Genomic DNA, 13,868 nt, shown 5'->3' with positions numbered 1-13,868 from the left:
CTAGCGCCCAGAAAAGTCCACGCGTTTTTAGACTGGGACAAAGTACTACAACAGGTGAGATTCCGTCAAGAAAAACCGAGGAAAAAAGTGAGCCTCTGCCCGCCGTACCTGTGGCGGTCGTTCCCCGAACGGGGCGGTGCTGTTGGGGACTGTCTCGATCTGTAACAGTAAGACCCGGTTTTGGTCCGTAGATGTTACAGATTTAGACGTTTTGTCAGAGCGGTTTCCGTTTGTCTTGATCTGTAACAGTTAGGGGTCAAAAGTAGGTCTAGACGTTACAGATTGAGATTGTTGAGGATGGGTGAGGGTAGCTAAAATAGCCCCGTCCCTTTTTAAACATTGGGAAATCGAGCGTGGCAAGCGGAGGTCTTCGGGGTATAAGACGGCTAATTATATGCCGCCTTACGAAAGGAACTCTCATGCCCAGCGTTGCCGTTCTCGCCGCCGATGGCTTTGAAACGATTGAATGCCTGACCATGGTCGACGTCATGCGTCGCGGCGGCGTGCGCGCCACGCTCGTCTCGATCATGCCCACGCGCGAGGTCGTGAGCTCGCTGCAGATTCCCGTGACCTGCGATGCTCTCTTTGACGAGATCAACTTTGACGAGTACGACTGCGTCGTGCTGCCCGGCGGTCTGCCCGGTGCCACCAACCTGCGCGCCGACCAGCGCGTCTGCGACGTAGTCTGCGATTTCGCCGCGACCAAGCACGTTGCCGCAATCTGCGCCGCCCCGTTTATCCTAGGCGAGCTTGGTCTACTCGAGGGACGCCGCGCCACGTGCTTCCCCGGCTTTGAGAAGAGCTTCCCCGAGGGCACCTATACCGGCGAGAAGGTCACGCAAGACGGCAATATCATCACTGCCAGCGGCATGGCACAGTCACTCCCCTTTGCCTTGGAGCTGCTGCGCACGCTCGCCGGCGAAAAGGCCGTCGAGAAGGTCGCCGAGGGTATCCAACTATGATTTTGGCTTCGCAATCGCCGCGCCGCATAGAGCTGATGCGCGAGGCGGGCTATAACATTCGCGTAATTCCCGCAGACATCGATGAAACGCCTTTTGATGGCGAAGCTCCGCTTACGCTCGTCGAGCGCTTGGCGCGTGCCAAAGCCGCTGCCGTCGCCGCCGAGCATGCCGAACCCAATGAGCTGACCGTCGCGGCCGATACCATCGTCACCTTCGATGGCATGATTTTGGGTAAGCCGGCAAACGAAGACGAGGCGCGCACCATGCTCCGCGAGCTTTCGGGCCGCACGCACCAGGTGGCGACCGGCGTCTGCATCGTTAAAGCCGGCGACGCTACAGCTCCGCATGCCGCCGAGAGCCTGTCGTTTGTCGATGTGACCGACGTGACGTTCTATGAGCTTACCGAAGAGCAGATTGAGCGCTATGTCGCCTCCGGCGAACCTATGGACAAGGCCGGAGCCTACGGCATCCAGGGCACAGGCGGCCGCATGCTCGTGCATGACATTTCGGGCGACTTCTACAACGTGGTGGGCTTGCCCATCGCCCGCGTCGCACGCGCGATTCAAAAACTCTCGTAATTGCATCTGGCGCTGGGTATCCCCCAGCGCCTACAATTTTGCCGTACCGTACGGATCCCGACCGGGCATAAGGCCCGGCGGAAAACCGATAGGAGAAAATATGGACACACTGCTCGAAGCCATCGATGTCTGCAACGTCGATGGCTTTTGCTTTGGCAACTATACGGACGAGGAGGCTGGCACCGGCTGCACCGTAATCGTGGCGCCCGAGGGTGCCACCGGTGGCGTTGACGTACGCGGTGGCGCTCCCGCTTCGCGCGAGACCGACCTGCTGCGCCCCGAAAACACCGTCGATAAGGTCCACGCCGTCTGCCTTTCGGGCGGATCGGCCTTTGGCCTCGAAGCCGCAAGCGGCGTCGCCCGCGAGCTTGAGAGCCGCGGCATCGGCTTGCCCGTCGGTCCCACGCAGGTGCCTATCGTGTGCTCCAGCTGCATCTTTGACCTCGCCTTTGGCGACCCCACCGTGCGCCCCGACATTGAGGCCGGTATCGCCGCCGTGCGCGAGGCGCTCGACCACACTCCTGCCACGCTCGAGCAAGGCAACGTGGGCGCCGGCACCGGCGCCACTATAGGCAAGCTCATGGGGCCTGCCACCTGCATGAAGGCAGGCCTTGGCGCTGCCGCCGTGGCGCTCGGCCCCATCAAGGTGGGCGCCGTGGTCTCGGTCAACGCCTGCGGCAACGTCGTCGACCCGACCACTGGCGAATGGGTGGCGGGCATGCGCGCCGCGGCCGATAGCGACCAGATCGTCGACATGGAGCTCGCCGCCTTTGCCGCCGCCGGATCTATGCAGATGCCGCTCGACCGCACCAACACCACCATCAGCTGCATCGTCACCAATGTGGAGCTCACTAAGGCCCAGGCCACCAAGGTATCCCAAATGGCCGCAGACGCCTATGCGCACGCCATCCGCCCCACGCACACCACCAACGACGGCGACACCATCTACACCCTCGCCAGCGGCAAGTTGGGCGCCCAGGCTAGCGCCGCCGTTCCCCTAGACCTGCTGGGCATGCTCGCCGTAAGGGCCCTACAGACCGCCATCGTAAAAGGAGCAAAAAACGCCAAAACCTCCCACGGCATCCCCGGCGCCGCGAAGTAAACTAACTCGTCCGATTGCCCGGTGGGTCTTGGTTATGTTTGCTGCTCTACAGTCCTGGCTCGCACGAAGAGTACATTAAGTGCTCTTCGGCTCGTGCGGAACTCGCGACAAACATAACCAAGACCCACCGGGCAACCTACTCAACTAAATCCCTTTCAGCCCAGGCCCCTGTGTACCGCGCGTCGAAGATCTTCAAATTCAGCTGCCTGACAATCGATTCTTATAGCAGAGGCCCCTTGGCCTTTAGTTTGATACAAGTTCCGCACGAGCCGGAAAGCACTTAATGTGCTTTCCGTGCGAGCAGGACTGTTCGCAGTAGCAAACTAAAGGCCAAGGGGCCCAGTCAACTTATCGGCAGCGAATACTCAGCAGCTAGTTGAATTTGAAAATCTTTGAGGCAAGACGGTATAGGCCGAGTGTGGTTTTGTCTCCGGCACGGCCGCGCAAGTTAGTGAAGAAGCCGACCACACCGTAGCGTGCACGACGATACATACGCTCGTCATAGGCTTTCAGATCAGTCCACAACGTCTTCAGGCGCTCATCGGCACAATCCTCGTCGGAAAGCTTAGTAAGCACCGAGCAGATTGCCATCATCATGGTGAAATAGCCCATCATGTAGGAGCGCAGACGCGACGACTCGACATCGCTGTACAGATGGAACGACTCCATCATGATGCGCGTCACGCGGAACTGCTGGTCCAGACGCTTGACCATCGTGGCCTCGTTGACGCTTTGGCCCTCGCGACCGATAAAGTAGCGATAGAGGTCGATGTCGGCGTAGTACATGGTCTTGCAACGCGGCAGCGGCACGTAGGCGTAGATGTTGTCTACATAGAATGTGTGCGGCGGCATAGGCAGATTGGACGCGCGCAGCACATCCGTGCGATAGCACAGGCTGTGCATGAGCAGATTCTGGTCCAGACGGAAATGGCCAATCTGGTCCCAGGTAAAGATCTTTTTTCGCGGCAGGGCAAACTTGTAGCCAATAGCGGTATGCGTACCCTCGTAAACCTTCTCGTACACATAGTTCGAGATAAAGAGGTCGACGCGCTGGTCGCGCTCCTCAAAACCGCGCAGGATCGAAAGCATGGTCGACAGGGCGGCGCCATCGAGCCAGTCGTCCGAGTCGACGACCTTGTAGTAGGTACCCTGCGCCTCGCGCAAGCCCGAGAGGACGGCGATGCCGTGGCCGCCGTTCTCCTGATGCACCGCGCGGATGATTCCGGGATAACGTGTCTCCCACTCATCGGCCTTGGCTGCCGTCTCGTCCTTGGAACCGTCATCGACGATGATGATCTCGATATCGGTGGCGTAATTGCTCCCCTCCAGAATGGAGGTGATGCAATGGTCCATGTCCTTGGCGGCGTTATACGAGGGAATACCGAATGATATGACTTTATGCATGGCAGGCAATAATCTCATCCGAAAGATCGAGGGCAGAGTTGGTCACGGCATCCATATCGTAGTAACGATACTCGGCCAGGCGACCCACCGGGTGGAAGTTCGTCAGGTTCTGGACGCGTTCAAGATAGCGCTCATAGAGCTCGCGGTTCTCGGGCTCCAGAATGGCGTAATAGGGCGTCTCACCCGAGCCGGGCGTATAGGCCTTGGAATACTCCTTCATGATGGTAGTCTTGCCGGGCAGGACCTGACCAGTCATGTTCTTGAACTCGGTGATACGCGTGTAATCCTCGCTCGTGGTGTAATTGACGGTGCCCACGGGCTGGAACTGGTCCATATCGAGCGTCTCGAACTTCATGTCGAGCGTACGGTACGGCAGAGCGCCCAGGTCGAGGTTGAACAGCTCGTCGAGCGGACCGGTGTAAACGATCTCGCCGCCATAGACCTTACCGTCGATCTTGACGGTGGTTTCGTCGATCTCGAAGAGGTCGCGGGCGTCAACGTCGCAGAACACATCAATCAGATCGTGGTCGAGCATGTGCTCGAACAGCGCGGTATAGCCGTCCTGCGGCATGCCCTGGAAGGGAGCCTGCGGGAAGTAGCGGTCATCGTCGCCCACAAAGACGGGAACGCGGCCGGTGATCGAGGGATCGATCTGATCGGGCGTCTGGCCCCACTGCTTCATGGTGTAATGCAAAAAGACGTTCTCGTAGACGTAATCGGCGACCTCGGCAAGATCCGGGTCGTTCTTCTTGCGCAGCTCCATGATGGGCACCTTGACGTCCTTGCCAAAGGTCTCCACGAGCTTCTGATACAGCTCCTCGCCGTGCTCATCGCCAAAGGCGAGCTTGAGGCTCGCGTGGTTAAAAGGCACGGGCATGAGGGTGCCGTTGATGTTGGCAAGCACCTTGTGCTGGTAGTCCGTCCACTTGGTAAAGCGCGACAGGAAATTGTGGACGCGCTCATTAAAGGTATGGTAGATGTGCGGACCATACTCGTGGACCAGGATTCCGGCCTCATCGGCGCAGTCGTAGGCGTTACCCGCAATGTGGCTACGACGCTCCAGAACGGCAACGCGATAGCCGATGGTCTCGGCGAGACGGCGGGCACAAACGGCACCGGCATATCCGGCACCGACGACAATCATGTCATATGCGCCGGCGTTAAAGCCTTCAGGCAGGCCTGAGGTAATCTGCATCGATACTCCTTGTCAAAAGCCACGGGCTCGTTAGCTGGGCTTTTCTCGAACATTCTTCGAGACATATTTATCAGAGCGATTATAGCGCTAATGCGTCCTATAATGAGCTTGCCACACAAGGAAAGCTCAAGCACCGCGGCGTACATTATTGAAAGTTAAACCCGCTAGCAGCGGGTTTATTCGTGTGCAGTCAGGCGCCTGGAGCTTAGCGAAACGCTTGTAAGGAGTAACATGAGCGATTTCCTTAACCGTATGAAGTCTGCCGCCAAGGCCGACCTTAAGACGATCGTCCTGCCCGAGGGCGAGGATCCGCGCACCATCGTCGCAGCTACCAAGATCATCGAGGAGGGCCTGGCAAAGATCGTCATCCTGGGCAACCCCGACGAGATCAACGTTCCCGGCGCTACCGTCATCGACCCGCGCAATGCCGAGAAGCACGAGGAGTACGCGCAGAAGTTTGCCGAGCTCCGCGCCAAGAAGGGCGTCACCATCGAGCAGGCTCGCGCCCAGGTGATGGATACTACCTACTTTGGCACCATGATGGTCAAGATGGGCGACGCCGACGGCCTGGTCTCCGGCGCCTGCCACTCCACCGCCGACACGCTGCGCCCCGCACTGCAGATCCTCAAGACCGCCCCGGGCACCAAGCTGGTGTCGGCCTTCTTCGTGATGTGCACCGACACTCCGCAGTTCGGCACCGACGGCACGCTGATCTTCGCCGACTGCGGCCTCAACATCAACCCGTCCTCCGACGAGCTCTCCGAGATCGCCATCGCCTCCGCTCACTCCTGGTCCACCTTCATGGGCAACGTTGAGCCGCACGTGGCCATGCTCTCCTACTCCACCATGGGCTCCGCCGGCGGCGAGGTCGCCAAGAAGGTCCAGGAGGCTGTGAAGTTCTGCAAGGAGAAGGCTCCCGAGCTCGCCATCGATGGCGACCTGCAGCTCGACGCCGCCATCGTCCCCACCGTCGCCCAGCTCAAGGCTCCCGGTTCCTCCGTTGCCGGTAAGGCCAACGTGCTCGTGTTCCCCGACCTCGAGGCCGGCAACATCGGCTACAAGCTGGTCCAGCGCTTTGCCGGCGCCGACGCCTACGGCCCCATCCTGCAGGGCATCGCCAAGCCGGTTAACGACCTTTCGCGCGGCTGCTCTGCCGACGACATCGTGGGTGTCGTGGCCATCACCGCCGTCCAGGCTCAGATGGCTGAGTAGCGGACATATCCCCTCGGGGCCCTACAGGGTAAAGCTCTGAAAACGTCCTCGGACATGTCGGAAGCCCCCGCTGCGCACTACGTGCGGCGGGGGCTTCCTCCGTCCTGCGGAAAGTTTTCAGAGCTTTACCCTGTAGGGCCCCTGCCGCCACGTGGCAGTCAGGGTATCTGGAGTGGACGGCGGCTTGACTACGAGCTGGGGCTGAAGATCTGAATGGATGGGTGCCGTTGCTAGGGGCGCAAGCGTTGCTGGCGATGGTCACTTTGGGACTGGTATTTCCGCCTGCTAGTAAAAAGGCCTCCGGAGCTGTTGCTCTGGAGGCCTTTCGTTTACTTGTAAATGCGCGCGTTAGTTGTTCTTGGTCAGACGCTCGACGTCGTGGGCGATCATGTATTCCTCGTCGGTGGGGATGACCATGACCGTGACGGCGGAACCGGCGGCACTGATGACCTGCGGGCCGCTGCCCACGGCCTCACGGTTCTTGTTGTTGTCGATGCGCACGCCCAACCACTCAAAGCAGTCGCAGAAGGCCTTGCGGATCGACCAGTCGTTCTCGCCGATGCCGGCAGTGAAGGTAATGGTATCCACGCCCGCCATAGAAGCGATCATGGAGCCGGCCTGCTGCATAGCCTTATAGGCGAACATATCGAAGGCGAGCAGGCAGCGCTCATCTCCCTCGGAGGCGCGCGTGCGAATGTCGCGGGCGTCGTTGGAGATACCCGAGATGGCGAGCAGACCAGACTGCTTGTTCATCATGTCGTCGACTTCCTGGTAGCTGTAGCCGCCCTCGCGCTGCAGGTAGCACACGGTAGCCGGGTCGATAGAGCCGCAGCGGGTTCCCATCATCAGGCCGTCAAGCGGCGTGAGCCCCATCGTGGTGTCACGGCATACACCGTCCTCGATGGCGGCAAGCGAGGCGCCGTTGCCCAAATGGCACGAGAGCAGGCGGTGGCAGCGCGAGCCCAGGATCTCCTTGGCCATCATCCACTCATAGCGGTGGCTCGTACCGTGGGCTCCGTACTTGCGCACGTGATACTTGTCGCACACGTCCTTGGGCAGGGCGTAGGTGTAGGCGACCTCGGGCATGGTCATGTGGAACGAGGTGTCGAAGACGGCCACGTTGGGCAGCTCCGGATACTTCTCACGGCAATACTCAATCGCCGCCGCCTCGCCGTAGTTGTGCAGCGGAGCAAGCGGTGCCACCTCGAGAATCTTAGCCATGACCTCGTCGTCGACGACCGCAGAATCATCGAAGTGCCAGCCGCCTTGAACGATGCGATGTCCAATGCCATCAATCGTAAAGTCGGTCTTCTCGAGCTCCTCGAGCACGCGAGCGATAGCAGAGCGATGATCGGGGAAGGGAACCTCCTCGGTCTGTTTGGCGCCACCGTTCTCGGAGTGGCCAAAGATGCCCATGTCCGATCCGATACGCTCGCAGTTGCCCTTGGCGAAAACCTCGCGGGTATCGGTATCCAAAAGCTGATATTTAAGGCTTGAACTGCCGGCGTTGACAACAAGTACGTTCATGAGACTCCTTTGCAGTGCAATACGGCCGACGCAGACCCCTTAAGGCGGCCGTATTTTAATAAGAAGTTATCATATCTTGATAAATAGCTATCAGCATATCGCCCAACGAGCGCAAAAGAGGGACTAAACGACACTTGGTCGTCCAGCCCCTCCCCTCTTGCAATTACTTGCCGTTGACGATGCGCTCGACGTCGGAAGCGATCATGAACTCCTCGTCCGTGGGGATGACGAAGATCTTGACCTTGGAATCCTTGGCAGACAGGCACCAAGCGCCGTCGCCACGCAGGGCGTTACGGGCATGGTCCATCTTGACGCCCATAAAGGCCAGACGGTCGGCAACGCCGGCGCGAACGGCCGGAGCGTGCTCACCGATGCCGGCGGTGAAGACCAGCGTGTCCATACCGCACATGGAAGTGGCCATCTCGGCAGCCTTGGCGGCAATCTTGTAGACGAACATGTCGAAGGCGAGCTGAGCCTCGGGGTCGCCGGCGGCGGCAAGCTCCTCGACGTTGCGGCAGTCGTTGGTCTTGCCACCGGTCACAGCCAAAAGGCCGGACTTCTTGTTCATCATCTCGTCGACCTCGTCGAAGGTGTAGCCGCCCTCGCGCTGCAGGTAGCACACGGTAGCCGGGTCGATGGAGCCGCAGCGGGTGCCCATCATGACGCCGTCGAGCGGGGTGAGGCCCATAGTGGTATCCATGCACTTGCCGTCCTCGATGGCGCACAGGGAGGCACCGGAGCCGATGTGGCACACGACAACCTTGCGGGCCTCGCCGTTGGTCATCTCGGCGACCTTCTTGGAGATGTAACGATAGCTGGTGCCGTGGGCGCCGTACTTACGGATGTGCAGCTTGTCGCAAACATCCTTGGGAAGGGCGTAGGTCTTGGCGACCTCGGGCATGTTGAAGTGGAAAGCGGTGTCATAGACCGTGACGTTGGGCAGGTCGGGATACTGCTCCAGGCAGAACTCGATAACGTTGGCCTCGGGGTTGTTGTGCAGCGGCGCCAGCGGGGCGACCTCACGGATCTTGGCGAGGACGTCCTCGTCGACGAGGGAGGAATCGCCAAAGTACCAGCCGCCCTGAACGATACGGTGGCCAATGCCCTCGATCTTGACGCCGTTGGCCTCGAGGTCCTTCAGGACGACCTCGATGGCGACCTTGTGGTCGGGGAACTCGATGTTCTCGGTCACCTTCTTGGAGCCGTTGGCAGCGTGGGTGAAGGTACCGCCGGTAAAGCAGACGCGCTCGCAGGAGCCCTTTGCGGACACCTTGTGGGACTTGGTATCGATGACCTGATACTTAAGGGTCGAAGATCCTGCGTTGACGACCAGAACGTTCATGTGTCTCCCTACTAACAGGCGGTGTGGCGCCGCCAGGTTACATACGCTTCAATAATAAACCCAAACGCCCTCGCGCTCGGGTTTATTGCGTTGATATATAAGTTATCGGTGCCAGAGCTTCCGTTTCATTGCACGGAAGAAGCGTCCTCAGATGAGGTTCTCGCCCAGGTTTTTGCCGCCGAGGACGTGCATGTGGAAGTGCATGACGGTCTGGCCGGCGTTGACGCCCTTGTTGGAGATGACGCGGAAACCGTCCTCCAAGCCCTTGGCCTTGGCAACCTCGTGGATGGCGTGGGCCATGGCGCCCATGGTCTCGGCCGGCACGTTGTCGGCGATGTCGCTGTAGTGCTTCTTGGGGATCACGAGCGTGTGGACCGGCGCCTGGGGGTTGAGGTCGTCGAAGGCGATGACCTGGTCGTCCTCATAGACAACGGTTGAGGGAATCTCGTGGTTGGCGATTTTGCAGAAGATGCAATCACACATGGCTGGTTCCTTTCTCACAGGCCAAGGTAATTATATTTGGTCGGGATGGTTAGAACGAAAGCTTGTCGTCGGTGTTGGCGGCCTCGCCGTCGGCGAGCACGTCGTTGCCGTCGACGTCCTTAAGGAGCACCGAGACCTTCTGCTCGGCATCGGACAGGCGGGTGCGCAGGCTCTTGAGGAGCTCGACGCCGCGGGTATAGCTCTCGAGTGACTCCTCGAGCTCCATATCGCCCGACTCCAAGCTGCGGATGATGAGTTCCAACTCCTGCGAGGCCTGCTTGTACGTAAGCTGCTCGACCGGGGTCTTCTCTGCCATATCTGTTTCCTTTCCTAAAGGTTTATCGCTGTGAAACGCGGTCTACTCGACCGTATCGACCGTTGCCGCCACGTTGCCGTCTGCCATGCGCACGCGTATGGCGTCGCCGGGCTTAAAGGTCTTGGCGCTCGTAGCCACCCCATCATCGCTGTACGCGATGGAATAGCCACGGGCAAGCACCTTGAGCGGCGACAGGGCATCGAGTGAGGCTGCCGCACGGCCCAGGTCGGACGCGGGTTTGCTGAGCATCGTGCGCCCCTGATGCTCCAGACGGGAACTCGCAAGCGTGAGCGCATGGCGCTTGCCATCGAGCCCCGAGGTGCTTGCAACCAGACGCTCGGGCAGGCGCTCAAAGTTGGAGCGGAATGTCCCGACCGAGCGTACTATGGCGCCCGACAGGCGATCGGCAGCCAGCGCAAGCTCCGATTCGCGACGCTCGACCATAAATGTGGGGTCGTTGAGGCACGGGCGGCATGCGGCCGCATCGAGCGCATCGCCCAAGCGAGCCGTATAGGTATCCCAGGCACGGCGACCGCGCTGATCGAGCATCTCCAGGTCGACCTGGGCCGACCCAATCATCGATGCCATCGCGGCACCCAGACGCTGATGGCGCGCCTCGAGCACATCGGCCAACTCCGTCATAGCCGGCGCCACCGATTCTGCCGCGGCCGTGGGCGTGGAGGCCCGGCGGTCGCTCACCATGTCGCAGATCGAGGTATCGGGCTCATGGCCAATGCCGGTCACCACAGGCACGGGACTGGCCGCCACAGCGCGGGCAAGCTCCTCGTCGTTAAAGGTCATGAGGTCCTCGAAGGAGCCGCCGCCGCGCACCAGCAAGATGCAGTCGGGCGCTGGCGTAATGGAAGCGGCGCGGCGCAAGCCCTCGATGAGTTCTGCCGGCGCGCCCTCACCTTGAACTTTAGCCCCCACGCAAACGAGCTCGACAAGCGGGTTGCGACGACGCAATGTGCGCTTGACGTCATCGATTACGGCACCCGAAAGCGAGGTGACGACCGCCACGCGTGAGCAGAACACCGGGATGCGGCGCTTGCGCGCTTCGTCCATCAGGCCCTCGCGGCGTAGCTTTTCGGCCAGTTGCGCCACTTGTTGACGCAGCAGGCCCTCCCCCGCCAGCGAAAACGAGCGAGCGACAAAGCTCATGCGGCCCGTGGCCTTATAGAGATTGAAGCTGCCCTTAAAGCTCACCTGCATGCCGTCGCGCAGATCGAACGTGCGCTTGAGATAGGCGCCCTTCCAAATGATGCAGTCAACGGCGGCCGAATCGTCCTTAATCTGGAAGTAGCAGTGGCCGCTTCGGGCGTTAGGACCACGAAAACCCGTGACCTCGCCCAGGACGCTCAGCTGCGGAATGGCATCGAGCGCACCGGCAGCGATCTCTACCGCCTGGCTCACGCTGAGCTCCTTGCGCTCCTGCTCGTCCGAACCGTCGAACTCGGCAGAAACGGCATTACCGGTTAGGTTCCAGCCTGCCACGCAGCCTCCTTTCGTTATCGAGCACAGAGACTCCGGCCCCGTGCGAAATTAAGTCCAACACATAGTACAGCGCCGCGAGGACACGAATCCCCGCGGCGCCTGCCTGTCCCATTTATTATCGGTTGGAGTTTCTGTTGTAGCGAGCCATAAGGTAGAGCAGCTGAATGATCGAAGTGAGCGCTGCGGCCACATAGGTAAGCGCGGCTGCCGTCAGCACCTTCTTGGCGCCGTTGACCTGCTTGGAACTCATACCCGACTGCTCGATGTACGCCACAGCACGTCGGCTGGCGTCAATCTCGATAGGCAACGTAACGAGTTGGAACAGCACACTAAACGAGAAGAAGATCAACGCGAGGGTCGTGAGCCCGGCAATGTTCATAAACAGGCCCAAGAGCAACACGATGGTCCAGGTGTTCTGGGTAAAGTTGACGACCGGGACCAGGGCGGTGCGCACCTTCATCATGGCGTAACCGCTTTGGCGCTGGGCGGCGTGGCCCGCCTCGTGACAGGCGACGGCAACGCTTGCGACCGACCCGCCCGAACGGTTGGCGTCCGAGAGATACAGGTTGTTATCCTGCGGATTGTAGTGGTCGGTGAGCTCACCGGCCACGCCCTTGATACCCACGGCGTTGCAACCGTTGGCGTCGAGCATGCGGCGAGCGACCGTGGCACCCGTATCGCCGTCCGAGCGCACCTTGGACCAGGTCTTGTACGTCGAGTTGATATAGCTCTGCGCAGCAAGGCCAAGCACTGTACAAACAAGAACAACCAGCAGGTACAGCGGGTCGATGCCAAAGCCGTAACCATAGTAATAGGGCATGCGAATTCCTCCGAATCGAGTTACACGTTGGAGGCATTCTACCCATTCGACTGACCAGCAAATCAACATCGATGTTTTGGCAATGTCAGCGAAAACGGCCGAGAGCGAGCAAGGTGACGTGAAAGAGAGGCGACGCGTACTTTGGTACGCGAGCGACGATTGAACGTCAGATTGCCGCTCTCGGCCGTTTGCAGCGTCGAGCTGTTAGGCGGTTTGGTAAAACCGCGTAACTATATACCTACAGGAGCTCGATTTTGCCGTCCTTCACGGTGAGTCCCATGTTGCCCGAGAGCAGATCGTCCAGACGCGAACCCACAAGCTCAAAACGCCAGCCTTCGCGCAGGGGACTTTGCTCAGGATGCTCAATGTAGTCGGCCAGGTCATCGCGCGAGGCAATGACCGAGGTCGCCACGCCCGAGCGCTCGGCAACCAGGCGAATGAGCGCGTACATGAGATCCGTCACGCTCTCCAGCTCCGGAGAGATTTGGCGATGCCCGCGCACCATAAGCGGCAGGCGGTCGTGCGGGCAACTCGCGCCGCGCTTGATGGCCATCAACGCGCCATCCACGTCGCGCTCCCCCAGCTGGTCGGTGCCGCGAATGCTGCGGAACTCCTCAACGCGCACGGGATTGCGCTTAACCAGGGCCAACAACGTATCGTCGGACATAACCCACTTGCGCGGGATGTTGCGCCGCTCAGCGCGGTCCTCACGCCAGGCGGCAAGCTCGCGCGCAATGCCCAGCTGATGGCGGCTACACGAGTTGATGCGCTTGACCTTGCGGAACGCCTCATGGCGATCGGCACGGTAGTGCGACTCGTCGGCCAGAGGGCGCAACTCATCGAGCACCCAGTCCACGCGGCCCAGCTCGCGCAGACGGCTCATCATCTCGGTATAGGCGACGATCAAGTACTTGACGTCATCGATCGCGTACTCGATCTGCTTGTCGCTCAGCGGGCGGCGCGACCAATCGGTCAGCGACTCGGTCTTGGGCAGTGATACGCCGCAGAACGTCTGAACGAGCGCGCCATACGAAATCTGCTGGCGCTCGCCCAAAAAGGCGGCGGCAACCTGCGTGTCAAAAATCGGTCGCGGCAGTGCGCCCACGGTATGGAGCATAACCTCCATGTCTTGAGAGCAAGCATGGAACACCTTGACCACGCCCTCGTCAGCCATAAGCTCGGCAAGCGGCGACAGGTCGTCGATCACCAGAGGATCGACCGCGACACTCTCGGCGGGGGTGGCAATCTGGACCAGGCACAGGCGCGGATGAAACGTGCGCTCGCGCAAAAACTCGGTGTCGACGGCGATCGCGTCGAACTCGCGGGCGCGCTGGCAAAAGTCGACCAGAGCCTGATGTGTGGAAATGTACATATCAACCCATCGAATAAGGTTAGGCCCGAAAAACACGGGTAGGATATCGGCATTGCTCTAC

The 13,868-nt window shown here is 60.2% G+C and carries 13 protein-coding genes; 4 read left to right on the top strand and 9 right to left on the bottom strand.

The features are described 5' to 3' along the window. Nucleotides 1-419 precede the first annotated feature (419 nt). The 3 genes from ACGHEN_RS03825 to ACGHEN_RS03815 all read left to right on the top strand — a co-directional run bounded on the left by ACGHEN_RS03825 (nt 420) and on the right by ACGHEN_RS03815 (nt 2,642). Nucleotides 420-962: a DJ-1 family glyoxalase III gene (locus ACGHEN_RS03825; RefSeq protein WP_118081769.1), complete on the top strand. Its 543-nt coding sequence runs from the start codon at nt 420-422 to the stop codon at nt 960-962. Next, a complete protein-coding gene (locus ACGHEN_RS03820) occupies nt 959-1,540 on the top strand; it encodes a Maf family protein (protein WP_390397394.1) in 582 nt (193 codons plus the stop codon). The genes ACGHEN_RS03825 and ACGHEN_RS03820 overlap by 4 nt, the downstream gene beginning before the upstream one ends. Nucleotides 1,541-1,640: 100 nt before the next feature. Continuing rightward, nucleotides 1,641-2,642, top strand: a complete 1,002-nt coding sequence (locus tag ACGHEN_RS03815) for a P1 family peptidase (protein WP_390397392.1) — start codon at nt 1,641-1,643, stop codon at nt 2,640-2,642. 372 nt (nt 2,643-3,014) lie between these two features. Here ACGHEN_RS03815 and ACGHEN_RS03810 read toward each other — a convergent pair whose 3' ends face one another. Beyond that, nucleotides 3,015-4,046 (bottom strand): glycosyltransferase family 2 protein, encoded by a 1,032-nt coding sequence (locus tag ACGHEN_RS03810; RefSeq protein WP_390397391.1) that lies wholly within the window; start codon nt 4,044-4,046, stop codon nt 3,015-3,017. Further along, on the bottom strand, nt 4,039-5,241 hold the full coding sequence (gene glf / locus ACGHEN_RS03805; protein ID WP_390397389.1) for a UDP-galactopyranose mutase: 1,203 nt from the start codon (nt 5,239-5,241) through the stop codon (nt 4,039-4,041). Before glf ends, ACGHEN_RS03810 begins: the two co-directional genes overlap by 8 nt. A gap of 231 nt (nt 5,242-5,472) precedes the next feature. Here glf and pta point away from each other — a divergent pair, with 231 nt between their 5' ends. Further along, complete coding sequence (pta, locus tag ACGHEN_RS03800; protein WP_390397387.1) at nt 5,473-6,453, top strand: phosphate acetyltransferase; 981 nt, start codon at nt 5,473-5,475, stop codon at nt 6,451-6,453. Between the two features lie 348 nt (nt 6,454-6,801). Here pta and ACGHEN_RS03795 read toward each other — a convergent pair whose 3' ends face one another. The 7 genes from ACGHEN_RS03795 to rnd form a co-directional block, all read right to left on the bottom strand. Beyond that, on the bottom strand, nt 6,802-7,980 hold the full coding sequence (locus ACGHEN_RS03795) for an acetate/propionate family kinase (RefSeq protein WP_390397385.1): 1,179 nt from the start codon (nt 7,978-7,980) through the stop codon (nt 6,802-6,804). Between the two features lie 163 nt (nt 7,981-8,143). Next, nucleotides 8,144-9,322, bottom strand: a complete 1,179-nt coding sequence (locus ACGHEN_RS03790; RefSeq protein ID WP_055252343.1) for an acetate/propionate family kinase — start codon at nt 9,320-9,322, stop codon at nt 8,144-8,146. A gap of 147 nt (nt 9,323-9,469) precedes the next feature. Then, a complete protein-coding gene (locus ACGHEN_RS03785) occupies nt 9,470-9,805 on the bottom strand; it encodes a histidine triad nucleotide-binding protein (RefSeq protein ID WP_055252346.1) in 336 nt (111 codons plus the stop codon). A 49-nt stretch (nt 9,806-9,854) separates the two neighbouring features. Further along, nucleotides 9,855-10,121 carry an exodeoxyribonuclease VII small subunit gene (gene xseB, locus ACGHEN_RS03780; protein WP_055252347.1) on the bottom strand — a complete coding sequence of 89 codons (267 nt, stop codon included), beginning with the start codon at nt 10,119-10,121 and terminating at the stop codon, nt 9,855-9,857. Nucleotides 10,122-10,163: 42 nt separating this feature from the next. Further along, nucleotides 10,164-11,615, bottom strand: coding sequence for an exodeoxyribonuclease VII large subunit (gene xseA / locus ACGHEN_RS03775; protein ID WP_390397382.1), 1,452 nt, complete (start codon nt 11,613-11,615; stop codon nt 10,164-10,166). 115 nt (nt 11,616-11,730) lie between these two features. Beyond that, entirely contained in the window at nt 11,731-12,435 is a 705-nt protein-coding gene (locus ACGHEN_RS03770) for a zinc metallopeptidase (protein ID WP_390397380.1), read from the bottom strand. Nucleotides 12,436-12,673: 238 nt separating this feature from the next. Then, nucleotides 12,674-13,807 carry a ribonuclease D gene (gene rnd / locus ACGHEN_RS03765; protein ID WP_035137916.1) on the bottom strand — a complete coding sequence of 378 codons (1,134 nt, stop codon included), beginning with the start codon at nt 13,805-13,807 and terminating at the stop codon, nt 12,674-12,676. Between the last annotated feature and the right edge of the window lie 61 nt (nt 13,808-13,868).

It is taken from the genome of Collinsella sp. i06-0019-1H4 (assembly GCF_042849575.1).
GTDB lineage: Bacteria > Actinomycetota > Coriobacteriia > Coriobacteriales > Coriobacteriaceae > Collinsella.
This window is presented reverse-complemented; position numbering and strand designations above follow the sequence as displayed.

Coding starts and splice junctions, on each gene's coding strand:
- pta (WP_390397387.1), top strand. CDS start 5,473: ATGAGCGATTTCCTTAACCGTATGAAGTCTGCCGCCAAGGCCGACCTT.
- glf (WP_390397389.1), bottom strand. CDS start 5,241: ATGCAGATTACCTCAGGCCTGCCTGAAGGCTTTAACGCCGGCGCATAT.
- ACGHEN_RS03785 (WP_055252346.1), bottom strand. CDS start 9,805: ATGTGTGATTGCATCTTCTGCAAAATCGCCAACCACGAGATTCCCTCA.
- ACGHEN_RS03825 (WP_118081769.1), top strand. CDS start 420: ATGCCCAGCGTTGCCGTTCTCGCCGCCGATGGCTTTGAAACGATTGAA.
- ACGHEN_RS03795 (WP_390397385.1), bottom strand. CDS start 7,980: ATGAACGTACTTGTTGTCAACGCCGGCAGTTCAAGCCTTAAATATCAG.
- ACGHEN_RS03815 (WP_390397392.1), top strand. CDS start 1,641: ATGGACACACTGCTCGAAGCCATCGATGTCTGCAACGTCGATGGCTTT.
- ACGHEN_RS03790 (WP_055252343.1), bottom strand. CDS start 9,322: ATGAACGTTCTGGTCGTCAACGCAGGATCTTCGACCCTTAAGTATCAG.
- ACGHEN_RS03820 (WP_390397394.1), top strand. CDS start 959: ATGATTTTGGCTTCGCAATCGCCGCGCCGCATAGAGCTGATGCGCGAG.
- ACGHEN_RS03810 (WP_390397391.1), bottom strand. CDS start 4,046: ATGCATAAAGTCATATCATTCGGTATTCCCTCGTATAACGCCGCCAAG.
- rnd (WP_035137916.1), bottom strand. CDS start 13,807: ATGTACATTTCCACACATCAGGCTCTGGTCGACTTTTGCCAGCGCGCC.
- ACGHEN_RS03770 (WP_390397380.1), bottom strand. CDS start 12,435: ATGCCCTATTACTATGGTTACGGCTTTGGCATCGACCCGCTGTACCTG.
- xseB (WP_055252347.1), bottom strand. CDS start 10,121: ATGGCAGAGAAGACCCCGGTCGAGCAGCTTACGTACAAGCAGGCCTCG.